The 23,029-nt window shown below is 71.0% G+C and carries 26 protein-coding genes and 1 tRNA gene; 12 read left to right on the forward strand and 15 right to left on the reverse strand.

Annotation, left to right across the window (positions count from 1 at the left end; translation table 11 throughout):
- Nucleotides 1–440: 440 nt before the first annotated feature.
- A complete protein-coding gene (locus tag ACIO5E_RS08840) occupies nt 441–1,976 on the reverse strand; it encodes a recombinase family protein (protein WP_400665170.1) in 1,536 nt (511 codons plus the stop codon).
- Nucleotides 1,977–1,997: 21 nt separating this feature from the next.
- Nucleotides 1,998–2,138 carry a hypothetical protein gene (locus tag ACIO5E_RS08845; RefSeq protein ID WP_400665173.1) on the reverse strand — a complete coding sequence of 47 codons (141 nt, stop codon included), beginning with the start codon at nt 2,136–2,138 and terminating at the stop codon, nt 1,998–2,000.
- Between the two features lie 112 nt (nt 2,139–2,250).
- Here ACIO5E_RS08845 and ACIO5E_RS08850 point away from each other — a divergent pair, with 112 nt between their 5' ends.
- Nucleotides 2,251–2,499 carry a hypothetical protein gene (locus tag ACIO5E_RS08850; protein WP_400665176.1) on the forward strand — a complete coding sequence of 83 codons (249 nt, stop codon included), beginning with the start codon at nt 2,251–2,253 and terminating at the stop codon, nt 2,497–2,499.
- A gap of 6 nt (nt 2,500–2,505) precedes the next feature.
- Here the strand turns inward: ACIO5E_RS08850 and ACIO5E_RS08855 are convergent, their stop codons facing one another.
- The gene (locus tag ACIO5E_RS08855) at nt 2,506–3,015 is read right to left on the reverse strand and encodes a GNAT family N-acetyltransferase (RefSeq protein ID WP_400665179.1); all 510 of its coding nucleotides are present in this window, start codon (nt 3,013–3,015) and stop codon (nt 2,506–2,508) included.
- 90 nt (nt 3,016–3,105) lie between these two features.
- Here ACIO5E_RS08855 and ACIO5E_RS08860 point away from each other — a divergent pair, with 90 nt between their 5' ends.
- Entirely contained in the window at nt 3,106–3,594 is a 489-nt protein-coding gene (locus ACIO5E_RS08860) for an LURP-one-related/scramblase family protein (protein ID WP_400665182.1), read from the forward strand.
- Nucleotides 3,595–3,709: 115 nt separating this feature from the next.
- Entirely contained in the window at nt 3,710–4,132 is a 423-nt protein-coding gene (locus ACIO5E_RS08865; RefSeq protein WP_400665185.1) for a DUF350 domain-containing protein, read from the forward strand.
- A gap of 29 nt (nt 4,133–4,161) precedes the next feature.
- On the opposite strand, the gene ACIO5E_RS08870 is transcribed toward ACIO5E_RS08865, so the two are convergent.
- Nucleotides 4,162–4,509 carry a winged helix-turn-helix transcriptional regulator gene (locus tag ACIO5E_RS08870; RefSeq protein ID WP_400665188.1) on the reverse strand — a complete coding sequence of 116 codons (348 nt, stop codon included), beginning with the start codon at nt 4,507–4,509 and terminating at the stop codon, nt 4,162–4,164.
- A gap of 127 nt (nt 4,510–4,636) precedes the next feature.
- Between ACIO5E_RS08870 and ACIO5E_RS08875 the strand changes: the two genes are divergently transcribed.
- Together ACIO5E_RS08875 and ACIO5E_RS08880 are read left to right on the forward strand one after the other, a co-directional pair.
- Nucleotides 4,637–5,527 (forward strand): NAD(P)-dependent oxidoreductase, encoded by an 891-nt coding sequence (locus ACIO5E_RS08875; protein WP_400665191.1) that lies wholly within the window; start codon nt 4,637–4,639, stop codon nt 5,525–5,527.
- Nucleotides 5,528–5,550: 23 nt separating this feature from the next.
- Nucleotides 5,551–6,120, forward strand: coding sequence for a GNAT family N-acetyltransferase (locus tag ACIO5E_RS08880; RefSeq protein ID WP_400665194.1), 570 nt, complete (start codon nt 5,551–5,553; stop codon nt 6,118–6,120).
- Nucleotides 6,121–6,146: 26 nt separating this feature from the next.
- On the opposite strand, the gene ACIO5E_RS08885 is transcribed toward ACIO5E_RS08880, so the two are convergent.
- Entirely contained in the window at nt 6,147–7,202 is a 1,056-nt protein-coding gene (locus ACIO5E_RS08885) for an aldo/keto reductase (protein WP_400665197.1), read from the reverse strand.
- A 224-nt stretch (nt 7,203–7,426) separates the two neighbouring features.
- Here ACIO5E_RS08885 and ACIO5E_RS08890 point away from each other — a divergent pair, with 224 nt between their 5' ends.
- Nucleotides 7,427–8,329, forward strand: coding sequence for a class I SAM-dependent methyltransferase (locus ACIO5E_RS08890; protein WP_400665200.1), 903 nt, complete (start codon nt 7,427–7,429; stop codon nt 8,327–8,329).
- Between the two features lie 61 nt (nt 8,330–8,390).
- On the opposite strand, the gene ACIO5E_RS08895 is transcribed toward ACIO5E_RS08890, so the two are convergent.
- From ACIO5E_RS08895 to ACIO5E_RS08910, 4 genes are all read right to left on the reverse strand, one after another.
- Nucleotides 8,391–8,702, reverse strand: coding sequence for an ArsR/SmtB family transcription factor (locus ACIO5E_RS08895; protein ID WP_400665202.1), 312 nt, complete (start codon nt 8,700–8,702; stop codon nt 8,391–8,393).
- Nucleotides 8,703–8,884: 182 nt separating this feature from the next.
- Nucleotides 8,885–10,618: a methionine--tRNA ligase gene (gene metG, locus ACIO5E_RS08900; protein WP_400665205.1), complete on the reverse strand. Its 1,734-nt coding sequence runs from the start codon at nt 10,616–10,618 to the stop codon at nt 8,885–8,887.
- A 129-nt stretch (nt 10,619–10,747) separates the two neighbouring features.
- Nucleotides 10,748–10,948, reverse strand: coding sequence for a DUF397 domain-containing protein (locus ACIO5E_RS08905; RefSeq protein WP_280674032.1), 201 nt, complete (start codon nt 10,946–10,948; stop codon nt 10,748–10,750).
- Entirely contained in the window at nt 10,945–11,796 is an 852-nt protein-coding gene (locus tag ACIO5E_RS08910; RefSeq protein ID WP_400665209.1) for a helix-turn-helix domain-containing protein, read from the reverse strand. Before ACIO5E_RS08910 ends, ACIO5E_RS08905 begins: the two co-directional genes overlap by 4 nt.
- A 310-nt stretch (nt 11,797–12,106) precedes the next feature.
- Between ACIO5E_RS08910 and ACIO5E_RS08915 the strand changes: the two genes are divergently transcribed.
- Nucleotides 12,107–12,355 carry a hypothetical protein gene (locus ACIO5E_RS08915; RefSeq protein ID WP_400665212.1) on the forward strand — a complete coding sequence of 83 codons (249 nt, stop codon included), beginning with the start codon at nt 12,107–12,109 and terminating at the stop codon, nt 12,353–12,355.
- Between the two features lie 87 nt (nt 12,356–12,442).
- On the opposite strand, the gene ACIO5E_RS08920 is transcribed toward ACIO5E_RS08915, so the two are convergent.
- From ACIO5E_RS08920 to ACIO5E_RS08930, 3 genes are all read right to left on the reverse strand, one after another.
- Entirely contained in the window at nt 12,443–12,640 is a 198-nt protein-coding gene (locus ACIO5E_RS08920; protein WP_400665215.1) for a DUF397 domain-containing protein, read from the reverse strand.
- A 113-nt stretch (nt 12,641–12,753) separates the two neighbouring features.
- Complete coding sequence (locus ACIO5E_RS08925) at nt 12,754–13,356, reverse strand: GNAT family N-acetyltransferase (protein WP_400665218.1); 603 nt, start codon at nt 13,354–13,356, stop codon at nt 12,754–12,756.
- A 181-nt stretch (nt 13,357–13,537) separates the two neighbouring features.
- Nucleotides 13,538–14,821 (reverse strand): adenylosuccinate synthase, encoded by a 1,284-nt coding sequence (locus ACIO5E_RS08930; RefSeq protein WP_280674037.1) that lies wholly within the window; start codon nt 14,819–14,821, stop codon nt 13,538–13,540.
- 126 nt (nt 14,822–14,947) lie between these two features.
- Between ACIO5E_RS08930 and ACIO5E_RS08935 the strand changes: the two genes are divergently transcribed.
- The 3 genes from ACIO5E_RS08935 to purM all read left to right on the forward strand — a co-directional run bounded on the left by ACIO5E_RS08935 (nt 14,948) and on the right by purM (nt 18,793).
- A complete protein-coding gene (locus ACIO5E_RS08935; protein ID WP_400665220.1) occupies nt 14,948–15,802 on the forward strand; it encodes a diacylglycerol kinase in 855 nt (284 codons plus the stop codon).
- Between the two features lie 242 nt (nt 15,803–16,044).
- Entirely contained in the window at nt 16,045–17,628 is a 1,584-nt protein-coding gene (purF, locus tag ACIO5E_RS08940) for an amidophosphoribosyltransferase (protein ID WP_280674039.1), read from the forward strand.
- Between the two features lie 76 nt (nt 17,629–17,704).
- On the forward strand, nt 17,705–18,793 hold the full coding sequence (purM, locus tag ACIO5E_RS08945; protein ID WP_280674040.1) for a phosphoribosylformylglycinamidine cyclo-ligase: 1,089 nt from the start codon (nt 17,705–17,707) through the stop codon (nt 18,791–18,793).
- A gap of 147 nt (nt 18,794–18,940) precedes the next feature.
- Here purM and ACIO5E_RS08950 read toward each other — a convergent pair whose 3' ends face one another.
- Together ACIO5E_RS08950 and ACIO5E_RS08955 are read right to left on the reverse strand one after the other, a co-directional pair.
- Nucleotides 18,941–19,198, reverse strand: a complete 258-nt coding sequence (locus ACIO5E_RS08950; RefSeq protein ID WP_280674041.1) for a DUF3073 domain-containing protein — start codon at nt 19,196–19,198, stop codon at nt 18,941–18,943.
- A gap of 386 nt (nt 19,199–19,584) precedes the next feature.
- The gene (locus ACIO5E_RS08955) at nt 19,585–20,742 is read right to left on the reverse strand and encodes a Glu/Leu/Phe/Val dehydrogenase dimerization domain-containing protein (RefSeq protein WP_400665221.1); all 1,158 of its coding nucleotides are present in this window, start codon (nt 20,740–20,742) and stop codon (nt 19,585–19,587) included.
- Between the two features lie 198 nt (nt 20,743–20,940).
- Between ACIO5E_RS08955 and ACIO5E_RS08960 the strand changes: the two genes are divergently transcribed.
- Nucleotides 20,941–21,837, forward strand: a complete 897-nt coding sequence (locus ACIO5E_RS08960) for a hypothetical protein (RefSeq protein WP_400665222.1) — start codon at nt 20,941–20,943, stop codon at nt 21,835–21,837.
- A 485-nt stretch (nt 21,838–22,322) separates the two neighbouring features.
- Nucleotides 22,323–22,529 (forward strand): developmental transcriptional regulator BldC, encoded by a 207-nt coding sequence (gene bldC, locus ACIO5E_RS08965; RefSeq protein WP_014137253.1) that lies wholly within the window; start codon nt 22,323–22,325, stop codon nt 22,527–22,529.
- Nucleotides 22,530–22,876: 347 nt separating this feature from the next.
- On the opposite strand, the gene ACIO5E_RS08970 is transcribed toward bldC, so the two are convergent.
- Nucleotides 22,877–22,950, reverse strand: a tRNA-Asp gene (locus tag ACIO5E_RS08970).
- Nucleotides 22,951–23,029 lie beyond the last annotated feature (79 nt).

The raw sequence follows: 23,029 nt of genomic DNA on the forward strand, positions 1-23,029 counted from the left end.
TGGCTGCAAATCTGCTGCTGGGGGCGCAGATCGGCCTTTAACCTACCTGGATCTCCCATGGGGGCGGTTTGGGAGTCCACCCATCGGTGGCCCCGTAGGACCGACGGGCAAGGATCTAGCGGGATGGGACACCGCGAAAACGGTCCGATCAGCCATGCGGGAGATTTCCCTCCCTGCCGCGCTGGGGCAGGAGTGGAAGGGGGCACCCGCCTGGTCGGCGGCGAGAGGCAGTGCGGTACAGGTGACGTGGTGACGAAATGACGGCCAGTTCTGGTTTCTCTATGACACACGCGGTCTAGAGAAAACCTGGATCACCCGTCATTCCGTCACCACGTCACCTTCGCCGGCCGACCGCGAACGCCCACATGGCCGCCAGCGGGCACGAAGAAGCCCCACCCGACCATCGGGCCGGACGGGGCTGGGAGGGTCACACAGAGCGGCTACTCCGTGATCGCTGCCCACTCGATGCGGACGCGCTGCTCCGGGACGAAGCGCTTGCCACGTTCGCCCTTGCTGATGAACACGCCGTCTATGGCCAGAGACAGGCGGTCCCGCTTCTGGTCCTGCGTTGACGCCTCCCAGGCGGGATACAGCATTTCGCCGTCCAGCAGCGGTGTGATGTCGACTGCGGGGAGTGGGATGTTGGCGAGGTCGGCGCGTAGGCCGTCGATGCGGCTCTGGAGTCGGGCGGCGAGGCGGTCGTAGCGGTCGAGTGCGCCGGGGCGGTCGAACTCGCCACGGACGTAACGGGCTTCTTCCAGGTCGGCCAACCGGGCCTCCTGGTCGGTGATTTCGGAGGCGATCGCGTCTCGCTTGGCGAAGGTTTCGGGATCGGTCCGCTTCATCCACCGGTCGGCGATCGTCACCAGCAACGGGTCGTCCAACTCCAGAGCGGGGAGCAGCGACAGGAAGCGCTCGGACACGTAGTCGTCCACCCGGTCGGCCATGGCGCTGGCGCCGGGGCACTGGTTGCCCGCTCGGCGGGCCATGCACTGGTAGCTGTTGCCGACCTTGTGCATCCGGCGACCGCACCCGGGTACGTCGCAGAAGATCAGGCTGGTGAGCAGCGCCGTGCCGGTCGGCTTCGGCATCCGCTTGCCTGCGTGGGTACGGGTCCGGGATTCGAGCTGCCGGATGATCCGTTCGCGCTCGCCGACCGTGATGATGCCTTCGCCGATGCTCACTGTGTCCAGCGTCTCGGGGTCTCGGTAGGGGAAGACTCGACTGGTGAACCTGCGGCTGCCGTCCTCGGCTTCGATGGTTTCGGTCTCGGGCATGAGACCGGCGAAGGCAGGCGACTTGACCAGGTTCATGATGCTCGCGGCGTTCCACTGACCGCCCCGGGCCGAGGGGATGTCGTACTCGTTGAGCAGTCGGGCGATCTGCACGAGGGACTTGCCGGCCAGCGCGTCATCCGCGATGAGGCGGGCGTAGACGGCCGTCTCGGGGTCGTGCGTCAGCTTCTTCGTGGCGGCGTCGACCAGCAGCCCGTACGGGGGCTGTCCACCGATCCATTGGCCCTGGCGGCGCAGGTGCCGCTTCGCGTGGGCCACGCGGGTGCCGAGGTTCTTCGACTCGGACCGGGCGAGTTCGGCGAGCATGGCGACGACCATGCGGGCCGAGTCGTTCGAGGTGTCAAGGCCGTCGACGACAGAGACCAGACGGCCGCCCGCCCTCTCGATGTCGTCCAGGACCTTGCCGACCTGCCCGATGCCCTTCCGGGACAGCCGGTCCAGCTTCCACACGATCAGCGTCCCGACGACGCCCGCAGTCACGGAGGCAAGGGCAGAGTCGAACCCCTTGCGCTCAACGTCCTTGAAGCCGGAGCGCCCCCGGTCGATGTGGACCTTGCGGACCGTCAGTCCATTGCGCTCGGCCCACGCACGGCAGTCGGCTTCCTGCCGTTCGATCGCCGTCTTGCCGTCCCGGTCCAAGGACAGCCGAAGGTACAGGTCACACAGGGTGTGGTGGTGCACGTACGCCCCCTCTGGAGATCCCTACATTGTGTAGGACTTCCAGAAGTCCAGGATGGTGATCTTGCCCCGGAAGTCGGCGAGTGCCAGCTCCTTGCCACCGGTGTTCAGCCAACCGCCTGCCCCGACCAGCTCGGGGGCGCGTACACGTGCACGAGATGCCATGCCCGTATCCAACCCCATCGAGGGCGGGCGGCATTCCTGGCGGGGTGGGTGGAGGGAGTGGGCGGGCGTGTCGGTGGGGGCGGGGCCTCGGGTCCGTGCTGTCGTTGTCCGCATGGTCACCTCATCTGTTCTCCGATCGGCCCTGACGGTCGCGGCCGCCGTTCTGCTCGCCACCGGTGCGGCCACCGCCACGGCGGTGGCCTGGTCTGGCCCGCGTGACGTCACCGCGGAGCAGTGCCAGGACGCCGGGGGGTGGGTGGAGGGCTCGGGGTACTGCGTGGGGGCCGTCGGCGACGACGACTGGGGGCAGCCCGTCGAGGGGCAGGCCATCAACCCCCACCCGGCTCCCGGGAAGGAGTGAGGGGCCCTACGGCCGGGGGAGCCCCGCCTGCCAGCGGGTTTCGCCGTCCTGCTGCTCGTCGGTGGGGGTGAGGCCGAGGGCGCGGGCGATGGCGGCGGAGGCGTGGTGGTCGGGGTGGATGTGGGCGGTGACGGTCGTGACGCCGGCGACGGTGAGGTGGGCGAGCAGGGCGCGGGCGGCCTCGGTGGCCAGGCCACGGCCCTGCCAGGGGGTGCCGACCACCCAGGCGAGTTCGGCGGCGTCGGGGTGGACGGTGGTCTGGACGTAGCCGGTGAGGCGGCCGTCGGAGCGCAGCCGTAGCGCCCAGTTGCCCCAGGTCTCGGCGGGGTCGGGGGAGCCGGCGGCGAGCCGGGCGTAGCGGGCGCGCAGTTCCTCGGCGGTGGCCGGGCGGCCGCCGGTGAAGGCGTGCAGGGCGGGGTCGGCGAGGGCGGCGGCCATCTCCTCGGCGTGCTCGGGGCCGATCGGGAGGAGGTCGAGGCGCTCGCTGCGCAGCGGGGCGGCGGGGTCGGGGCTCATGCCGGTATTGAACGCCCGTGCGCGGCGGTGCTTCCCGGCGGGCGGGGGGATCGGGTCGAATGGGGGGACGTCGACACGGAGGAGGCCGCTGTGCGGTACCTGGTCAGGGAGAAGCTGTTCGCGGTCGGAGACGACTACTGGATCGAGGACGACCGGGGCCACAAGGCGTACCTGGTGGACGGCAAGGTGCTGCGGCTGCGGCACACCTTCGAACTGAAGGACGCGCACGGGCGGGTGGTCGCGGTGGTGAAGGAGAAGGCGTTCACCGTCCGCGACGCGATGAAGATCGAGGACGCCGACGGCGAGGTGATCGCGACCGTCCGGGAGAAGCTGTTCACCCCGTTCCGCGACAAGTACCTGGTGGAGCTGGCCTCCGGCGGCGAACTGAAGATCCACGGGAACCTGCTCGACAAGGACTACCGGATCGAGAACCACCACGGCGACGACCTCGCCCGGATCTCCCGCAAGTGGTTCCGGATCCGGGACACCTACGGAGTGGAGATCGCCGACGGCGCCGACACCGGCCTGCTGCTCGCCATCGCCGCCTGCGTCGATCACCTGGTGGAGGAGGACCGCTGACCGTCGCGGGTTTCCGGATCCCCGGCTGGCCGCCCACCCGCGTGGGGTATCTTTTGCCAACCCTTGACCAGGTCGGCAGGGGGGTCGGTGAGCGGACCGGGGGCTGGAACACACGATGAACGACATCCTGCACGGGCTCGGCGCGGCGGCCGCCTACGGAGCCGTCGGGGTGGTGCTGCTGCTCCTCGGCGTCGGTCTGGTGGACCTGCTGACGCCCGGGCGGCTCGGCCACCAGATCTGGGTCGAGCGCAACCGCAACGCCGCCGTGCTGCTCAGCTCCGCGCTGCTCGGCATCGGCGGCATCGTCTTCACCGCGATCATGTACACCTACGCGGACTTCGCCAAGGGCCTGGTCTCGACCGCCTGTTACGGCCTGCTCGGGCTGGTGCTGATGACCGTCGCCTTCTGGGCGGTGGACCTGCTGACGCCCGGCAAGCTCGGCGCGATCCTGGTCGAGCCGGAGCCGCACCCCGCGGTCTGGGTTTCGGCCAGCTGCAACATCGCGGTCGCGGCGGTGGTGTCGGCCGCGATCGCCTGACGGGCCGTGGTCAGCCTGAAGGGCCGTGCTCAGGCGGGGTGCGGGGCGCCGCCGAGGACGTGTTCGCGGCCCCACGCGCCCAGCGGGGCCAGCGCGGCGTTGAGCCGTGCCCCGGCTTCGGTCAGCGCGTACTCCACCCGGGGCGGCACTTCGTCGTACGCCTCCCGGTGCACGATGCCGTCCGCCTCCAGCTCGCGCAGATGCGCGGCCAGCACCTTCTCGGTGATCCCCGGTACCAGCCGGCGCAGCTCCCCGAACCGGCAGCTCGGGCGCTCGCCCAGCGCCCACAGGATCAGCACTTTCCACTTGCCGCCGATGACGTCCATCGCGGCGTCGATCCCGCAGACGTACGCCCCCGGCCTCGGCACGGTCGCCATGTCCACCACCCCTCCGACCTTCTGAGCGTCTTTTGGCCCTCCGGGCCTCGATGCTCACCTCAGGGTAACCACCCACTTCGAAGTGCGTACTTGATCACCTGTCGGGTCGGCGCGGAGGCTGATCGGCATGGCACAGAACACCGTTGAGGACTCCCCCAAGACCCCCGTCACCCTGCTCGGCCTCGGCGCGATGGGCACCGCGCTGGCCCGGGCCTGGCTCGCCGCCGGGCACCCGCTGACCGTCTGGAACCGCACCGCGGCCCGCGCCGGGGCACTCGCCCCCGCGGGCGCCGCCGTCGCCGCCACCCCGGCCGAGGCCGTCGCGGCGAGCCGGTTGGTGGTCGTCTGCCTGCTCGACGACGCCTCCGTCGACGAGGCGCTGGCCGGCGCCGACCTCGCCGACAAGGACCTCGTCAACCTGGTCACCAGCACCCCCGGCGAGGCCCGCGCCCGCGCCGCCTGGGCCGAGCGACGCGGCGCCCGCTACCTGGACGGCGGGATCATGGCCGTCCCGCCGATGATCGGCGTCCCGGCGGCCGGGCCGTACGTGTTCTACAGCGGCTCGGCGGCGCTGTTCGAGGAGCACCGGGCGGCCCTCGGAGCCCCGGCCGGCGCCCGGTACGTCGGCGCCGACGCGGGCTTCGCGGCCCTGCACGACGTGGCGCTGCTCAGTGCGATGTACGGCATGTTCGCCGGCGTGGCGCACGCCTTCGCGCTGATCCGCGAGGAGCCCGTCGCACCGGGCGAGCTGGCGCCGCTGCTGGGGAGTTGGATCACCGCGATGTCCGGGTCGATCGCCAGTACCGCGGAGCAGCTGGAGAGCGGCGACTACACCGGGGGCGTGGTCTCGACCCTGGCGATGCAGGTCGCGGGCCAGGGCACGCTGCTGCGCACGGCCGAGGAGCAGGGGGTGAGCGCGGAACTCCTGGCTCCGTACTTACGGCTGATGGAGCGTCGGCTGGAGGCCGGCGGCGGCGAGGAGGACCTGACCGGGGTCGTCGACCTGCTGCGGCGGTGAGGCCCGGCCGGTAACGTACCGGCATGGCTGACCTTGAAGAACGCGCCAACGTCGTCGCGTCCGGCTCACGGCAGGCCGGGGTCGGGGTGTCCGTTCGACGGCGCCGCGGCACCGACCTCGCCGACTGCGTCCGGGTGCTCGGCGACGTCCACACCACCGACGGCTACCCCGCCGACTGGCCAGACCGGCCCGCCGCCTGGCTCACCCCCGACGGCCTGCTCGCCGCCTGGGTCGCCGAACTGGACGGCCACCCGGCCGGCCACGTCGGCCTCTCCCGCAGCGCCCCCGGCGACGTCGCCCCCGGCTTGTGGAGCCGCCGCACCGGCGGCCGACCGGAGCTCACCGCCGTGATCGGCCGGCTCTACGTCGCCCCCACGGCCCGCGGCCACCGGATCGGCGCACGGCTGATGGCGGCCGCCGTGGCGCACGCGCGGGCGCTCGGCCTCCACCCCGTCCTGGACGTCCTCGCGACCGACACCCCGGCGACCGCCTTCTACCGGCGCCTCGGCTGGACCCGGCTCGGCAGCGGCGAACAGCAGTGGGCCACGGACCGCACGGTCGTGGTCCACTGCTTCGCCGCACCGAGGGAGTGAAGGGGCCCCGGTTCGTCGGTTGCCGGCTACCCCGCCGATCGGTCCGCGGCGGGGCGGCGGCGGAGCGCGGGGGTGGTGACGGACGGGGGCTGCCAGACGCCGTCGGGGTGGTAGACGTTGGTGCCGGGCGGGACGATGGCGTCGATGCGGTCGAGGACGGCGTCGTCGAGGACCAGGTCGGCGCCCTTGAGGGCCGCCTCCAACTGGTCGTGGGTGCGCGGGCCGAGGATCACCGAGGTGACGGCGGGGTGGGCCAGCGGGAAGGCCACGGCCAGTTCGGGGAGGGTGCGGCCGAGGTCCTCGGCGAGGGCGGTGAAGGCCTCGACGGCCTCCAGCTTGGCCGCCGTGGTGGGCAGCGCCGGGTCGAACCGGCCCGGGGTGATGACGGGGCGGCCGGTGGTCAGGTCGGCCGGGCGGTCCTTGCGGTAACGGCCGGTGAGGAAGCCGGAGGCGAGCGGGCCCCAGGTCAGCGCGCCCATGCCGAGCCGCTGGACGACGGGCAGCACGTCGCGCTCCACGCCGCGGGCGAGCAGCGAGTACGGCGGTTGCTCGGTGCGGAAGCGCGGCAGGGCGCGGCGCTCGGCGACGTGGTACGCGTCGACGATCTGCTCGGCGGGGAAGGTGGAGCAGCCGAAGGCGCGGATCTTGCCGGCCCGGACGAGGTCGCCGAGGACGGACAGGGTCTCCTCGACGTCGGTGGTGTGGTCCGGCCGGTGGATCTGGTACAGGTCGATCCGGTCGGTGCGCAGCCGGCGCAGGCTGTCCTCGACCGCCCGGACGATCCAGCGCCGCGAGTTGCCGCCCCGGCCCCGGCCCTCGCCCATCGGGAAGTGCGCCTTGCTGGCCAGCACGATCTCGTCGCGGTCACCGCGGGCGGCCAGGGTCTTGCCGACGATCTCCTCGGACTCGCCGGCCGAGTACATGTCGGCGGTGTCCACGAAGTTGATGCCCCGGTCGAGGGCGGTGTTGATGATCCGGGCGCAGTCGTCGTGGTCGGGGTTGCCGATGGAGCCGAGCATCATCGTGCCGAGGCAGTAGGCGCTCACTTCGATGCCGGTGCCGCCGAGGACGCGGTAGCGCATGGTGCAGCTCCCCTGGTGGTGGGTCGGTGGTGGCTCAGAGGCTAGGGCTTGGAGTGTGCTCTAGGGCAAGGCCCGCGGGCGGCCGGGGACGGGCGCTGCGCGGTGCGCGTTTGCGGAACCGGCAACAAAGCTTGCCGATGTGGCGGGTCCGGTCGCAGCCTGGCCGTGGAGGTGGGCGCCATGGGCGACCACCCTTGCGCCATCCACGATCGGAGAGGACCGTCATGTCCGAACACCAGCACCGGCACGGGCAGGGGCACCAGTCCGGGCACCACCACCACGGGCACGTCCCCGCCGCCGACTTCGACTGGGACGCCCTCGCCGCCGACCTGGAGCAGGAGGCCGAACTGCGCGCCTGCGCCGTGACCGGGGCCGCGCAGTGGCTGCGGTCGCTGCACGGCGCGGCCGGGGAGGTGCGGCGGGTACTCGACGTCGGCAGCGGTCCCGGGGTGATCGCCGGACTGCTCGCGGACGTCTTCCCGGAGGCCGAGACGGTCGCCGTCGACCAGTCGGCCGCCCTGCTGGACCGCGCCCGGACCCGCTCCGGCGGCCGCCTGAGCGTCCAACAGGCCGACCTGCCCGCCGAGTTCGGCAAGCTCGGGGAGGCCGACCTGATCTGGTCCGGCAACGCGATCCACCACCTCGGCGACCAGCAGGCCGCACTGACCTCCCTCGCCGCGACGCTGCGGCCCGGCGGTCTGCTGGCCGTCGCCGAACGAGGCCTGCCGCTGCGTTACCTGCCGCGCGACTTCGGCCTCGGCCGGCCCGGCTTCCAGGCCCGGATCGACGCGGCGCACGAGGACGGCTTCAGCACCATGCGTGCCGAACTGCCCGGCGCCACCGAGGAGGTGGAGGACTGGCCGGCCATGCTCGGCCGCGCCGGTCTGACCCCCAGCGGCACCCGCACCTTCCTGATCGACCACCCGGCCCCGCTCGCCCGCCCCGCCCGCGAGCGCCTCCACACCCAGCTCGCCCGCCTGCGCGACCAGCTCACCGACCACCTCGACCCCGAGGACAGCAGGACCCTCGACGCCCTGCTCGCCGAGGACGCCCCGACCGGCATCCTGCACCGCCCGGACGCCTTCTACCTTGCGGCCATGACCGTCCACACCGCCCGCAAGGCCTGACCGCGCCCACCCCACCCCCGGGCGACGCCGCCCGGGCGGGGCAAGCGCTGGGCCCGGGCGGCTACAGGATGTGGCCGAGGGTGGTGATGAGGTCGGCCATGCGGACCTCGTCGCGGCGGTAGTGGGTCCACTTGCCGATGCGGGTGGCGCGGACGAGGCCGGCCCGCTGGAGGTCGGCGAGGTAGGCGGAGACGGTGGACCGGGCGAGGCCGGCCTTGGCCTGGATGTGGCTGACGCGGACGCCGACCTTGTGCGGGTCGGCGATCGCGTCCTCCAGCGGGAAGTGGCGTTCGGGGTCGCGCAACCAGGCCAGCAGTTGCCGGCGCGTCGGGTTGGCGATCGCCCGCAGGTCGGTGACCAGGTCGGCATCCATGGCTGGAAGCGTACCGGCGAGGGTTCGGCGACGGCCCTACCGGCGAGGCGACGGCCCTACCGGCGACGGGCCCTCCAGCAAGGCCTCGGCGAGCAGCGGATGCCCGGGCCGTGAGGCCACCGCACGCTCGAGGGCCCCGACCGTTCCCGCGGTCGGGGCCCTCCGGGGCGTGCGGACGGGCCTCAGCCCTCCTGGCCGCCGAAGCGGGTGGTCCAGGCGGCCAGGTCCTCGTCGGTGATCTTGGCGAACAGCACCGGCGGCACCGTGAACGCCGTCCCGGCCGGCACCAGGTCCAGCGCCCGCGCGTCCTCCGGGCTCACCCAGGAGCGGGCGGCCGCCGGAGCGTCCTCGGCCAGGGCGAACGCGCCTCGCATGGCCGCCGCCGCGGTCGGGATGAACGGCTCGGAGACCACCGCGTACAGCTGGATCAGGTTCATCGCCGTGCGCAGGGTCAGCGCCGCGGCGTCCGGGTCGGTCTTCACCTGGAGCCACGGCGCCTTCTCGTCCAGGTACGCGTTGCCCGCGCTCCACAGCGCGCGCAGGGCCTGCGCCGCCTTGCGGAAGTTGAGAGCGTCCAGCTGGGCCTCGTACTCGGCCAGCAGTCCGACGACCTGCTCGCCGAGGCGCTGCTCCGCCTCGCCGGGCGCGTGGCCGCCCGGGACGGCGTCGCCGAAGCGCTTGCGGCTGAAGGACAGCACCCGGTTGACGAAGTTGCCGAGGGTGTCGGCGAGGTCCTTGTTGACCACGGAGGCGAAGAGGTCCCAGGTGAAGCTGGAGTCGTCCGACTCGGGGGCGTGCGCCATCAGGAAGTAGCGCCAGTAGTCGGCCGGCAGCAGTTCCAGGGCGACGTCGGTGAAGATGCCGCGCTTCTGGCTGGTGGAGAACTTCCCGCCGTAGTACGTCAGCCAGTTGAAGGCCTTGACGTAGTCGACCGTCTTCCACGGGCGGCGCGAGCCGAGGATCGTCGCCGGGAACATCACGGTGTGGAACGGGACGTTGTCCTTGGCCATGAACTCGGTGTACCGGACGGTCTCGTCGGCCTCGTACCACCAGGACTTCCAGTCCCGCAGCTGCCCGGCCGGGGCCGCGTCCGCCCACTCCTTGGTGGCGCCGATGTACTCGATCGGGGCGTCGAACCAGACGTAGAACACCTTGCCCTCGGCCGCCAGCTCCGGCCAGACGTCGGCCGGCACCGGGACGCCCCACTCCAGGTCACGGGTGATCGAGCGGTCCTGCAGGCCCTCGGTGAGCCACTTGCGGGCGATCGAGGAGGCCAGCACCGGCCACTGGTCGCCGTTGGCGGAGATCCACCCCTCCACCTCCTCGGTCAGCCTCGACTGGAGCAGGAACAGGTGCCTGGTCTCCCGGACCTCCAGGTCGGAGCTGCCGCTGATCGCCGAGCGCGGCTCCAGCAGGTCGGTCGGGTCCAGGACCCGGGTGCAGTTCTCGCACTGGTCGCCGCGCGCCTTGTCGTAGCCGCAGTGCGGGCAGGTGCCGACGATGTAGCGGTCCGGCAGGAAGCGGCCGTCGGCGTTGGAGTACACCTGGCGGACCGAGCGCTCCTCGATGAAGCCGTTGCGCTGCAGTTCGCGGGCGATCTCCTGGGTGATCTCCCGGTTCTGCGGCGAGGAGCTGCGGCCGAAGTGGTCGAAGGACAGCCCGAAGCCATCGTAGACCGCCTTCTGCGCGTCGTGCGCCTGGGCGCAGAACTCGGCGACCGGCAGCCCGGCCTCCTGCGCGGCGAGTTCGGCGGGCGTGCCGTGCTCGTCGGTCGCGCAGATGTACAGCACCTCGTGGCCGCGCTGGCGCAGATAGCGGGAGTAGACGTCCGCCGGGAGCATCGACCCGACCATGTTGCCCAGGTGCTTGATCCCGTTGATGTACGGAAGGGCGCTGGTGATCAGGTGCCGAGCCATCCTCGGATGCTCCGATTTCTCCCGCACGCGCACCCCACCCGGAGTGCTGTGCCAGGCGCAGGGGTCCACTGTGGGTTGCCAAGCCTACCGCCGCCGTGACGGCTGCCGTCGCCGGTCGGGCGGTGCCGGTCAGACGGTGCCGAAGTCGCCGTACCGGTCGAACTCCCCGGCCTTCACCCCGCGGACGAACGCGGCCCACTTGCGCGGCGTGGTCCGGACGACGACCTCGGCGCGGTCCGACTCCCGGATCTCCACCAGGCCGTCGGCGGTCCGGATCTCGACGCACTCGTTGCTCTCGCCGCTCGACGACGACTTCTGCCAGTCGCTCATGCGAAGTCTTTCAGTAAGGCCCGGATGAAGTCCCGGGACTCGTCCGGGTCGAGCGCGATCGTCGCGGTCTCCTCCTTGATCCGGCGGTACGTCTGCAATTCGTCCTCGGCGTGCACGAACTTCGGCCCCTGGGAGAGATCGACCTGGACGGTGTCGAGCTCCGGAACCGGCCCGCGGGCGAGATACAGGCTCTCCCCGGAGCCCGGATAGGTGTCCACGCTGAACGGGATGGTCCGGATCTCCACTCCGGGCCGCTCGGAATCCTCCAGCACGCCGAGCAACTGCTCGCGCAGCACCACCGGCCCGCCGAACTGCATGCGCAGCGCGGATTCGTGGATGAAAGCCGTGTACGGCTTCGGGCGCTCGGTGAAGATCCGCTGGCGCTGAATCCGGAACGCCGTCCGCGCGTCCGCGTCCTCCCGGGGCAGCGGCGGCCGCAGCCGGGCGAACACCGCCGAGGCGTACGCCGGGGTCTGCAGCAGCCCGGGGATGAAGGTGGTGTGCAGGATCGCCAGCGATTCGGCGTGGTGCTCCATCTCCGCGACGTCGATGATCCCGCTCGGGATCCGCCCGCGGTAGCCGTCCCACCAGTACTTCCGCCGGTCCTGGGTCATCGCGAGCAGCGCGTCGAGATAGGGGCCGTCCGCACAGCCGCAGGTACGGGCCCAGAGCCGGAGCCGTTCGGCGCTGATGCCGGACTTCCCGTTCTCCATCTGCGAGATCTTGGGCAGGTCGGTGCCCAGGGTGGCGGCCAGGTTCTTGGGCGTCACGCCCACGCGTTCGCGCATCTTGCGCAGCTCGATGCCAAGGCGCTGCTGGCGCACGGTCGGCGACAAGCGGGGTGGCATGACTCTCTTCTCCGGATGGCGGGCTTCGGTCGATGCTTCCGGTGAAGTGTGCCGTGCTTACCCGGCCCTAGCTACTGAAATGGCTGATACCCCACGATGGAGTGAACGTTCTCTTGCTCGGTAGCAAGTCTTGCACCCCGGGCCTATGGTCGTTGCCGCGTCAGTCACTGACTTGTTGTCGTCTGAACAGCCGCCAATCAGCCGTAAATACACACCAGATGCATGGTCGGCACGCTCGACATCACCGACCGGAGACTGTCATGCCGCTTCCGCTGCTTCTCACCCCTCCCCGCCGCATTCCCGTAGCCCGGTGAACGCCCTGCTCGTCGCCGGTTTGTCCGCCCTCCTGCTCGCCGTCCTATTCGTCGGCTGGCTGGTCTGGCTCGTCAACGCCCAACCCCGCGAACCCCGTTCGCCGAAATCCGAGTTCGCCGGGCGGAATTCGCCCGTCGGCAAGGACAAGGCAGGCCCTTTTCCCGGCCGGCGTGCCATTCCCCGGCCCGCCCGGAACGTCCGGCCGTCCGCCGTGGTGCGATCGCCCGGAAACGCCGACAACTGAGACCGGTCGGTCTGAGCCCCGGATCGCGGGAGAAGCCCGCTCCGGCCGGCGGCCCCCCGTGGCAGAAGGGACCGCCGGAACGGATCGTCAGGCTTCGTCGGCGATGAAGTGGTCGAATTCGCCGGCCTGGACGCCTTGGAGGAACGCCTCCCACTTCTGCGGGGTGGTGCGGACGACGACCTCGGCGGTGGCGGTCTCGCGGATCTCGACGATGCCGTCGACGGTCCGGATTTCGAGGCACTCGTCGGCCTCGCCGGCCAGGGATGGCCGCTGCCAGTCGCTCATCTTGGCTCCTACGGACGACTCGGATGCTGGTGGACGGTGGAACTTCCCCATGGTTACCCGATGGCCACCCCGTCGCGGGGCCTCCGCCACGGACCGGGGGCGCACCGGGGGCATCAGCCGCGCGAAAGACGGCCGGTGAGGCGGGCCTTGGCGGCCGGCCACTCGTCGGCGAGCATCGAGAAGTACGCGGTGTCCCGCCAGACGCCGTTGGCGCGCAGCTTCTCCCGGCGGTGGATCCCCTCGTACTGGGCGCCGAGCCGCAGGATGGCGTTGCGGGAGCGGTCGTTGAGGGCGTCGGTCTTCCAGAACACCCGGCCCATGCCCAGGTCCTCGTAGGCGTGGGTGAGCAGCAGCAGCTTGGACTCGGTGTTGATCGCCGTCCGCCACGCGGACCGGGCGTACCAGGTGCCGCCGATCTCCAGCAGCTCGTCGACCTCGCTGAACGCGTAGTAGCCGGTGATGCCGACGGCCTTCCCCGTCCGGAAGTCGACGGCGGCGAACTTCACGGCCTCCCCGGCCGCCACCTCCGCGAGGCGGACGTCGAGGATCGCGCCGAGTTCCTCCTCGGTGGTCGGCGGCTGGAAGGGGATCCACCGCCAGACGTCCGGGTCGGGGCCGACGGTGGCCCACAGGTCGGGGAGGTGGTGGCGCCCCAGGGGCTCCAGGCGGACGTGGCGGCCGGTCAGGGTGACGGGCGTGGGCAACTGCGCGGTCATGATCCGAAAGTAGCGCCGCACTGCACTAGATGCAATGGGTATCTGCACTAGTGCAAAATGTTCGGGGTGAGGCCGACCGGCACGTGGTGGGCGGCGCCGCGACGCCCACCATGTGCCGGTCGGTCCAAGCCGAAGGGCCCTGCGGGACGCATCCCGCAGGGCCCTCAGACGGTCACGGCGCTCAGATGAACGAGTTGATCTGGATCGTCTCGTCGCGGCCCGGGCCGACGCCGATGGCGGAGATCGGGGCGCCGGACATCTCCTCCAGCGCCTTCACGTACGCCTGCGCGTTCTTCGGCAGCTCGGCGAAGGTCTTCGCCTTGCTGATGTCCTCGGTCCAGCCCGGCAGCGTCTCGTAGATCGGCTTGGCGTGGTGGAAGTCGGACTGGTTGTAGGGGAGCTCCTCGACGCGCTTGCCGTCGACCTCGTAGGCGACGCAGACCGGGATCTGCTCCCAGCCGGTGAGCACGTCGAGCTTGGTGAGGAAGAAGTCGGTGAGGCCGTTGACCCGGGTCGCGTAGCGCGCGATGACGGCGTCGAACCAGCCGCAGCGACGGTCGCGGCCGGTGGTGACACCGCGCTCGCCGCCGATGCGGCGCAGCGCCTCGCCGTCCTCGTCCAGCAGCTCGGTCGGGAACGGGCCGGAGCCGACGCGGGTGGTGTAGGCCTTGAGGATGCCGATGACCCGGTCGATCTTGGTCGGGCCGATGCCGGCGCCGGTGCAGGCGCCGCCCGAGGTCGGGTTCGACGAGGTCACGAAGGGGTACGTGCCGTGGTCGACGTCGAGCAGGGTGCCCTGGCCGCCCTCCAGCAGGACCACCTTGTTCGCCTTCAGCGCCTGGTCCAGGACGAGGGTGGTGTCGGCGAGGAAGGGCTTGATCTTCTCCGCGTAGCCGAGGTACTCCTCGACGACCAGCTCGGCCGGGATGGCGCGGCGGTTGTACAGCTTGACCAGGATCTGGTTCTTGTCGTGCAGCGCCGCCTCGATCTTCTGGCGCAGGATCGACTCGTCGAACAGGTCCTGGACCCGGATGCCGACGCGGTTGATCTTGTCCGCGTAGGTCGGGCCGATGCCGCGGCCGGTGGTGCCGATCCGGCGCTTGCCGAGGAAGCGCTCGGTGACCTTGTCCAGGGTGCGGTGGTACGGCGTGATCAGGTGGGCGTTGCCCGAGATCAGCAGCTTGGAGGTGTCGATGCCGCGGTCGTTGAGACCGCTCAGCTCGGACAGCAGCACGCCCGGGTCGATGACGACGCCGTTGCCGATCACCGGCGTCACGTTAGGGCTGAGGATGCCGGAAGGGAGCAGGTGCAGGGCGTACTTCTGGTCGCCGATGACCACCGTGTGACCGGCGTTGTTGCCGCCCTGGTAGCGGACGACGTAGTCGACGGAACCGCCGAGGAGGTCGGTGGCCTTCCCCTTGCCCTCGTCCCCCCACTGAGCGCCAACGAGCACGAGTGCCGGCACAGGCGTACACCCCTTCCGGTTGGGGCATCCTGCGTAGGCCGCAGTCTGCCCCGAGATAGACGAAGCCCCTGGCGCAGTAGCGCAAGGGGCTCTTGCACCGAGAGATTACCTGAGGAAGGACCGGTCGTGTCGTCCCTGTCCACGCCCGCAACCGGCGGCCCCGAGCCGCTCCTGCTGCTCCTCGACTCGGCGGCCCGGCAGACCGACGGCGAGTCGGTGCGGATCGCGAAGGACGTGCTCTGCGGGGGTGCGGACGTCAAGGTGGTCTACCCGGAGAGTCCTTCCGAACTCGATCGGGTGCTTTCGCACCGGGGCCGGCGGCGCCCGGTGGTGATCGGTTCCGACCTCGCGCTGCAACGGGTGCTCCAAGCCCTGTACCGGCAGCGTGAGCTGGGCGCGGATCCGGTGGGCATGGTTCCGGTCGGCCGCTCGGAGGAGCTGGCGGCGGCCCGCGCGCTCGGTGTGCCGGGCGAGCCGGTCCGGGCCGCGCGGGCGGTGCTGTCGGGCGCGTCGCGCAAGTTCGACCTGCTGGTGGACGACGGCGGCGGGGTGGCGCTGGGCGGGGTGCGGATCACCGGCGCCGGGGCGCGTCGGCCGGGCGGCCGTACGGGTGGCTGGCGTTCGCTATGGGCGAAACTGGCTGCGGCCGAGCAGGCGAACGCACTCACGGCGGACGGCCGGCCCTCCGCCGAGCACCACCCCCGGATCCGGGTCGAGGCCGACGGCCGGCTGCTCGCGGACGTGCACCGGCCGGTGCGGCTGGTCCAGGTGACGCTGCCGGGCGGTGAGTCGGACGGCGGGGGCGTGCTGGAGGTGGTGGTCCGCGCGCCCGGCGCACTGGTGCGCGCCCGGGCGGCGAGCGTCTCGGTGGTCGGGCGCGGCTTCGGCTACGAGGCGGACGGCCACCCCGTCGGCCCGGTCCGCGCCCGCACCTGGACGGCACATCCGGGCGCCTGGGGCCTGCTGCTGCCCGCCGCGTGAAGCCGGGGTGAACCCCGGGTGAGCAGGCTCACGTTCGTCACCTCCCCGCCCCCCGGCACTCCGCACACGGAACGCCCCAACAGGCGCGAACCGCAAGGCCAACCGCCACCGGCCGGAATTCCCCCCACCCGAAATCCCCACTTGGTAAGGGGTTTTGTCTACGCGCGTTACCGATCGATCGCCGGACAATCCCGGCCGCCCGGGTTCCGGAAGCCCGTGCGCACTGCCCTAGACTCGAAGACGTGCCACGTGGTGACGGAAGACTCAACCACGATCTTCTTCCCGGTGAGAAAGGCCCCCAGGACGCTTGCGGCGTCTTCGGTGTCTGGGCTCCCGGCGAGGAGGTCGCCAAGCTCACGTTCTTCGGCCTTTACGCCCTGCAGCACCGCGGTCAGGAATCCGCGGGCATCGCAGTGAGCAACGGCTCCCAGATTCTCGTCTTCAAGGACATGGGGCTCGTCTCCCAGGTCTTCGACGAGGCCTCGCTGGGGTCGTTGCACGGGCATATTGCCGTCGGACACGCCCGCTACTCGACCACCGGTTCCTCGGTCTGGGAGAACGCCCAGCCGACCTTCCGCGCGACCGTGCACGGTTCGCTGGCCCTCGGGCACAACGGAAACCTGGTGAACACCGCCGAACTGGCGGCCATGGTCGCCGAACTGCCCGGCGAGGAGCACGTCTCCCGCTCCGGGCGCACCGCCGCGACCAACGACACCGACCTGGTGACGGCGCTGCTCGCCGGCCACCCGGACCTCTCCATCGAGGAGACGGCCAAGGTCGTGCTGCCCAAGGTCAAGGGCGCCTTCTCGCTCGTCTTCATGGACGAGCACACCCTCTACGCCGCCCGTGACCCGCAGGGCATCCGCCCGCTGGTGCTCGGCCGGCTGGAGCGCGGCTGGGTGGTCGCCTCCGAGACGGCGGCACTGGACATCTGCGGCGCCTCCTTCATCCGCGAGGTCGAGCCCGGCGAGCTGATCGCCATCGACGAGAACGGCATGCGCAGTTCCCGCTTCGCCGAGGCGAAGCCCAAGGGCTGCGTGTTCGAGTACGTCTACCTGGCCCGCCCCGACACCAGCATCGCCGGGCGCAACGTGCACCTCTCCCGGGTGGAGATGGGCCGCCGCCTGGCGAAGGAGGCGCCCGTCGAGGCCGACCTGGTGATAGCGACGCCGGAGTCCGGCACGCCCGCCGCGATCGGCTACGCCGAGGCCAGCGGGATCCCGTACGGCTCCGGCCTGGTGAAGAACGCCTACGTGGGCCGCACCTTCATCCAGCCCAGCCAGACCATCCGTCAACTCGGCATCCGGCTCAAGCTCAACCCGCTGCGCGAGGTCATCCAGGGCAAGCGCCTGGTCGTGGTCGACGACTCGATCGTCCGCGGCAACACCCAGCGCGCCCTGGTCAAGATGCTCCGCGAGGCGGGCGCCGCCGAGGTCCACATCCGGATCTCCTCGCCGCCGGTCAAGTGGCCGTGCTTCTTCGGCATCGACTTCGCCACCCGCGCGGAGCTGATCGCCAACGGCATGACCATCGAGGAGATCGGCCGCACGCTCGGCGCGGACTCCCTCTCGTACATCTCGATCGACGGCATGATCGAGGCCACCAAGCAGCCCAAGGACCGGCTCTGCCGGGCCTGCTTCGACGGCGAGTACCCGATGGAGCTGCCGGACCCGGCGCTGCTCGGCAAGCTCCTGCTGGAGGCCGAGATCAAGGGCGGCCAGCAGCCGCCGGCCGTGCGCGGCAAGCCGACCAGCGGCAGCGACCTGGACGGCGTCCAGTCGCTGCTCGGCGGGGCGGGCGCGGCCGACGCGCTGCGCCGCCCGTAAAGAACCCACGGTGGGGTCCCGCGAACCGGGACCCCACCGCTGTTCCGACCCCCACCACAGACCCGAAAGGGCCGCAGTGACCAGCAGCAACCAGAACGGCGCCACCTACGCCGCCGCCGGCGTCGACATCGAGGCGGGCGACCGCGCCGTCGAGCTCATGAAGCAGTGGGTGAAGAAGGCCAACCGCCCCGAGGTGGTCGGCGGTCTCGGCGGCTTCGCCGGCCTCTTCGACGCGTCCGCCTTCAAGCGTTACGAGCGGCCGCTGCTGGCCTCGGCCACCGACGGCGTGGGGACCAAGGTGGCCATCGCGGCCGCCATGGACAAGCACGACACCATCGGCCACGACCTGGTCGGCATGGTCGTCGACGACCTGGTGGTGTGCGGCGCCGAGCCGCTGTTCATGACCGACTACATCTGCGTCGGCAAGGTCGTGCCGGAGCGGGTCGCCGCGATCGTCAAGGGCATCGCCGAGGGCTGCGCCCTGGCCGGCTGCGCCCTGGTCGGCGGCGAGACCGCCGAGCACCCGGGCCTGCTCGGCCCGGACGAGTACGACGTCGCGGGCGCCGGCACCGGTGTGGTCGAGGCCGACGCGCTGCTCGGTGCGGACCGCGTGCGGGCCGGCGACGTGGTGATCGCGATGGCCGCCTCCGGCCTGCACTCCAACGGGTACTCGCTGGTCCGCCACGTGCTGCTGAACGAGGCCGGCTGGAAGCTGGACCGCAAGGTCGAGGAGTTCGGCCGCACCCTCGGCGAGGAGCTGCTGGAGCCGACCCGGATCTACTCGCTGGACTGCCTGGCGCTCACCCGCGCCACCGAGATCCACGCCTTCTCGCACGTCACCGGCGGCGGCCTGGCGGCCAACCTGGCCCGGGTCGTCCCGGACGGCCTGCACGCCCGCCTGGACCGCGGCACCTGGACCCCGCTGCCGGTCTTCCAGACCGTCGCCGAGGTCGGCAAGGTGGCCACCCTGGAGATCGAGAAGACGCTCAACATGGGCGTCGGCATGGTCGCGGTCGTCCCGCCGTCCTCGGTGGACGTCGTGCTGGCGATCCTGGAGGACCGCGGCGTCGAGTCCTGGCTGCTCGGCGACATCGTCGAGCGCACCGACGGGCACGAGGGCGGCGCGGCGCTCTACAACGCCTACGAGGGATTCACGGCGGGCTGAAGCCCGGCCCGACGACGAGAGGGCCCCTCCGGCGCACCGGAGGGGCCCTCTTCGTCGTTCTACCGTCCGCGGGCGGCACCGGTCCGCGGGAACGCCGAAGACCGGCCCGGCGCCCTGGGCGCCCGGACCGGCCGGCAGAACTGCTGACTACGAGCGGCGGGAGGCCTGCGACGGCCCGGTGCCCGGCTCGGTGTCGTCCTCGTCGTCGAGGTCGGCGTAGCGGGCGGCGTACTCCGCGTACGGGTCGTCGTCCTCCTCCTCCTCGATCGGCTCGGGGTCGATCGAAGCGGTGGACGGCGATACGCCCAGCTCGTTGGACAGACGGTTAGCGTCAAACCCGCCGCTGTTGTACTTCAGCTCGCGGGCGACCTTCGTCTGCTTGGCCTTGGCCCGGCCGCGCCCCATGGGTCGACCCCCTCAACGATGGGGCTCACGGCCCCGAGTCTGACACGTGTTCATGATCAGGACCGGCCTGCCCGAATGGGAGGACCGTCCCTTGGAGCATTAACGGTACCTGTTTCCGCCGCTGGACGGTACGTCGTCGGTGTGACGTGGCGCGCACCGACTGCACCCGAGACCAGGTCTTCCCAGGTCAGGGGAGGTTTTGCGGCAGTTTGCGCGCTGTCCGGAGGTGTCTGAGGTCCGTCGTTCCAGGACCGATTATCCCCCCAAGGGGGACCTCGGATCACCCGATCGGGCGCAGAAGTGAGAATCCGGTTCCACATCGTGATGCGCGGGGGACGGAGGGGTTCACCCGTCCCCCGCGCATCGGGGCTCCGCGGGGCGCCGGATCAGGCGCGGCGGGCACCCGGCAGCAGGACCGTGCGCAGCGCGCTGATCTCGCGCATCCGCTTCTCGGCCAGACGGTCGGCGGCGACCGCCGGCGGGACGCCGTCGGAGGCGGCCCGGGTGAAGATCTCCAGGGTGGTGTCGAAGATCTTGGTGGCCTTGTTCTTGGCCCGCTCGAAGTTGAAGCCCTCGATCTCGTCGGCGACCTGGATCACGCCGCCGGAGTTCACCAGGTAGTCCGGCGCGTAGAGGATGCCGCGGTCGGCGAGGTCCTTCTCGACGCCCGGGTGGGCCAGCTGGTTGTTGGCCGCGCCGCAGACGATCGCGGTGCCGAGCTCGCCGAGCGCGGCCACCGTGGCGTCGGTCAGCGCGCCGCCCAGGGCGCAGGGGGCGTAGACGTCCAGCCGGGCCTGGAGCAGGGCGGCGGTGTCGGCGACGACCTCCACCTCCGGGTGGGCCGCGCGAACGCGGTTGACGGCGGCCTCGGAGACGTCGGTGATGACGACGCTGGCGCCGTCCGCGACGAGGTGGCCGACCAGGTAGTGGCCGACCTTGCCGACGCCCGCGACGCCGACCCGCTTGCCGCGCAGGGTCGGCTGGCCCCAGCGGGCCTGGGCGGTGGCGCGCATGCCCTGGAAGACGCCGAAGGCGGTCAGGATGGAGGAGTCGCCGGCGCCGCCGTGCTCGGGCGAGCGGCCGGTCACGAACTCGGTCTCGCGCGCGATGACGTCCATGTCCTGCACGTAGGTGCCCACGTCGCAGGCGGTGATGTAGCGGCCGCGCAGGGACTCCACGAAGCGCCCGTAGGCCCGGAGCATGGCCTCGTTCTTGTCCTTGTTCGGGTCGCCGATGATGACGGCCTTGCCGCCGCCGAGGTCGAGCCCGGCCAGCGCGTTCTTGTAGGACATGCCGCGGGACAGGTTGAGCGCGTCCTCCAGGGCCGCCTCCTCGGAGGCGTACGGGAAGAAGCGGGTGCCGCCGAGGGCCGGGCCCAGTGCGGTGGAGTGGATGGCGATGATCGCCTTGAGTCCGGAGCTGCGGTCGTGGCAGAGGACGACCTGCTCGTGGCCGTCGCCGGGGGCGCCGTCCTGCTCGGTACGGAAGATCCTGCTGAGCACTCCGGGTGCGGGGTGCGTGGCGGATGTCTGTACGTCGGTCACTGTGGTGACTCCAGTATCGAAGGCCCGCCTGCTGTGGTGCGGGCGCCTAAGGCGAAGCGTAGTCGTGGGACCGCCGCCGATCCGCCCTCTTGTCCGAGCTCGTACCGGCCGTCCGAGGAGTGAGACGGAGCGGGTGCGCGGTGCGGGCGCGAACGGTTCGGGGGCGCGCCCTCCCCGGGTCGGGCGGCGCGTGCGACGATGCAGGACGTGACCGTCGTACGCACCTCGGTACTGCCGCCCTACGCCGCCCACCTGCGGGTCTACGAGCCGCTGGCCGCCTATCCGGAGCCGGAGCGGGCGCGCTGGCAGGCCTACGCGGCGGAGCACGGGCCGGACGCCGTCGAGGCGGCGCAGCCGGTGGCGTCGGCCGTCCTGGAGGAGCAGCGGGAGGCACTGGCGGAGCTGGCCGCCCGGACGCCCCGGGCGCTGCCCGAGCGGGAGAGCGAGCGGGCCTACGTACGGGTGCTGGACGGCGTGCTGTACGTCTGTCCGTGGGCGACCAGGCTGCGCAGCTGGCAGGCGCTGGAGGAGTTGCGGGCGGCGGCGCCGGTGGCGCTGCTGGACACCGCGGTGCCGCCGGTGGCCCGGGCGGCCGCCGAGACGGACCGGGAGCGCTGGCGGGCCGGGCACCCGGACGCCCGGCCGTGGATCCTGACCAGCCGGTGGGAGGTGCCGGTGCGCTGGTTCCTGCCGTTCGGGGACGAGGACCGCTGCTTCGTGCCGGCGGGGGAGCCGGGCAAGCCGGGGCGGGCGGCGGCGCTGTTCTACCTGGTGCCGATGGCGCAGGCGCGGCGCCGGGTGGCGCGGGCCTTCCGGGCGCTGCGTGAGGAGGTGCCGGACGGGGAACTGGTCCGGGGGGCGGAGCGGATCGGGCGGTGGCTGGAGGAGTTCCATCCGCGCTCGCTGGTGGAGCTGGACTACGGGGGGCTGGTGCATCTGCTGGGGCCGGAGCGGTTGTTGGCGGACCGTTCGGCGGGGGAGCTGGAGGAGGGGCTGCGCGCGCTGCGGGCGGGGGACACCGCGGAGGCGCTGCGCGCGTACGGGGAACTGACGGTGCGGTGGCGGCGGGTGCTGGCGCTGAGGTACGCGAACTGATGTCCGACGGCCCGTGTATGACTGGAAGAGTCCTACGGCCCGAGCGTGATGACCAAGGTCCCGGTTCGGGTCAATAGCTGTCGAACGTGACACTACTCACCGTTGACGCGAACTTACCCCTATGTGCAAAAATGGGACAACCAGCCCAACTTCACGTGAGCGTGCCCACTTTTGGGTGGTTCTGGAGTCGATGCGTGCTTTGCGGGGAAACGGAGGGTCTGGTCCCTTCGTAACCGGGCGTCACGGCCGCGTGACTGCCCGTTATGGGGTGGTCCATCGCCATCCGTCGGTCTTGAACCCGTGAGGGGTCAATTTTGGCGGTTTGGTCGATAGGGCTGGACGGATGGTGTAGTTGTAGACACCAGGACAAGCCGTTCGTCCTATAACCGACTCGGCCCGTCTATGCCATTTCGGGCATCGCGGGCCAAGGTGCAGAATTTGAAGGATAGAACCGCCCTGGTTCGGTTCTCCCGAGGAGGCCGCTCATGACCGCTCGTACCCCTGATGCTGAGCCCCTGCTGACGCCGGCAGAGGTTGCCACCATGTTCCGCGTGGACCCGAAGACGGTTACCCGCTGGGCCAAGGCGGGCAAGCTGACGTCCATTCGCACGCTCGGCGGTCACCGCCGTTACCGCGAGGCGGAGGTGCGCGCTCTGCTGGCCGGGATTCCCGCTCAGCGCACTGAGGCCTGATAGGCCAAAGGCTCTTTGAAGGGGCCGCTTACCGGACTCCGCCGGGTCCGGTAAGCGGCCCCTTTGCCATGCCCGCCGGTACCCGGGGGAACGTACGGAATGTTGAACTCCGGATAACGATTCGATGCGCATGTGGCGGGGGGGATTTACAGTTAATGGCTGTACAATTTTACATATTAAATTAGTGAGGTCGTGGTGGGGGTGGTGCAGGGGGGTTCTGAGGAAAAGATAAGTGACGACCGTCACGCCGTCTGTCGCTTGTGGTCTATACCTAGTCCGGGATAGAAGCCGGACGGTCAAAAGCGAGAGGCCCGGAACCTGACGGTTCCGGGCCTCTCGCACTGCGGCGATCCCGACGGGACTTGAACCCGCGACCTCCACCTTGACAGGGTGGCGAGCTAACCAACTGCTCCACGGGACCAGAGTTTTCTGATCTCGTTCACTCGCTTGCCGCGCTGCGAACAAGACAGATCGTAGCCCATGGTGGGCCCCCAGGTCGA

Source organism: Kitasatospora sp. NPDC087314 (assembly GCF_044744365.1).
GTDB lineage: Bacteria > Actinomycetota > Actinomycetes > Streptomycetales > Streptomycetaceae > Kitasatospora.

Coding starts and splice junctions, on each gene's coding strand:
- ACIO5E_RS08845 (WP_400665173.1), bottom strand. CDS start 2,138: ATGGCATCTCGTGCACGTGTACGCGCCCCCGAGCTGGTCGGGGCAGGC.
- ACIO5E_RS08850 (WP_400665176.1), top strand. CDS start 2,251: ATGGTCACCTCATCTGTTCTCCGATCGGCCCTGACGGTCGCGGCCGCC.
- ACIO5E_RS08855 (WP_400665179.1), bottom strand. CDS start 3,015: ATGAGCCCCGACCCCGCCGCCCCGCTGCGCAGCGAGCGCCTCGACCTC.
- ACIO5E_RS08865 (WP_400665185.1), top strand. CDS start 3,710: ATGAACGACATCCTGCACGGGCTCGGCGCGGCGGCCGCCTACGGAGCC.
- ACIO5E_RS08870 (WP_400665188.1), bottom strand. CDS start 4,509: ATGGCGACCGTGCCGAGGCCGGGGGCGTACGTCTGCGGGATCGACGCC.
- ACIO5E_RS08875 (WP_400665191.1), top strand. CDS start 4,637: ATGGCACAGAACACCGTTGAGGACTCCCCCAAGACCCCCGTCACCCTG.
- ACIO5E_RS08880 (WP_400665194.1), top strand. CDS start 5,551: ATGGCTGACCTTGAAGAACGCGCCAACGTCGTCGCGTCCGGCTCACGG.
- ACIO5E_RS08885 (WP_400665197.1), bottom strand. CDS start 7,202: ATGCGCTACCGCGTCCTCGGCGGCACCGGCATCGAAGTGAGCGCCTAC.
- ACIO5E_RS08890 (WP_400665200.1), top strand. CDS start 7,427: ATGTCCGAACACCAGCACCGGCACGGGCAGGGGCACCAGTCCGGGCAC.
- ACIO5E_RS08895 (WP_400665202.1), bottom strand. CDS start 8,702: ATGGATGCCGACCTGGTCACCGACCTGCGGGCGATCGCCAACCCGACG.
- metG (WP_400665205.1), bottom strand. CDS start 10,618: ATGGCTCGGCACCTGATCACCAGCGCCCTTCCGTACATCAACGGGATC.
- ACIO5E_RS08905 (WP_280674032.1), bottom strand. CDS start 10,948: ATGAGCGACTGGCAGAAGTCGTCGTCGAGCGGCGAGAGCAACGAGTGC.
- ACIO5E_RS08910 (WP_400665209.1), bottom strand. CDS start 11,796: ATGCCACCCCGCTTGTCGCCGACCGTGCGCCAGCAGCGCCTTGGCATC.
- ACIO5E_RS08920 (WP_400665215.1), bottom strand. CDS start 12,640: ATGAGCGACTGGCAGCGGCCATCCCTGGCCGGCGAGGCCGACGAGTGC.
- ACIO5E_RS08925 (WP_400665218.1), bottom strand. CDS start 13,356: ATGACCGCGCAGTTGCCCACGCCCGTCACCCTGACCGGCCGCCACGTC.
- ACIO5E_RS08950 (WP_280674041.1), bottom strand. CDS start 19,198: ATGGGGCGCGGCCGGGCCAAGGCCAAGCAGACGAAGGTCGCCCGCGAG.
- ACIO5E_RS08960 (WP_400665222.1), top strand. CDS start 20,941: ATGCAGGACGTGACCGTCGTACGCACCTCGGTACTGCCGCCCTACGCC.
- bldC (WP_014137253.1), top strand. CDS start 22,323: ATGACCGCTCGTACCCCTGATGCTGAGCCCCTGCTGACGCCGGCAGAG.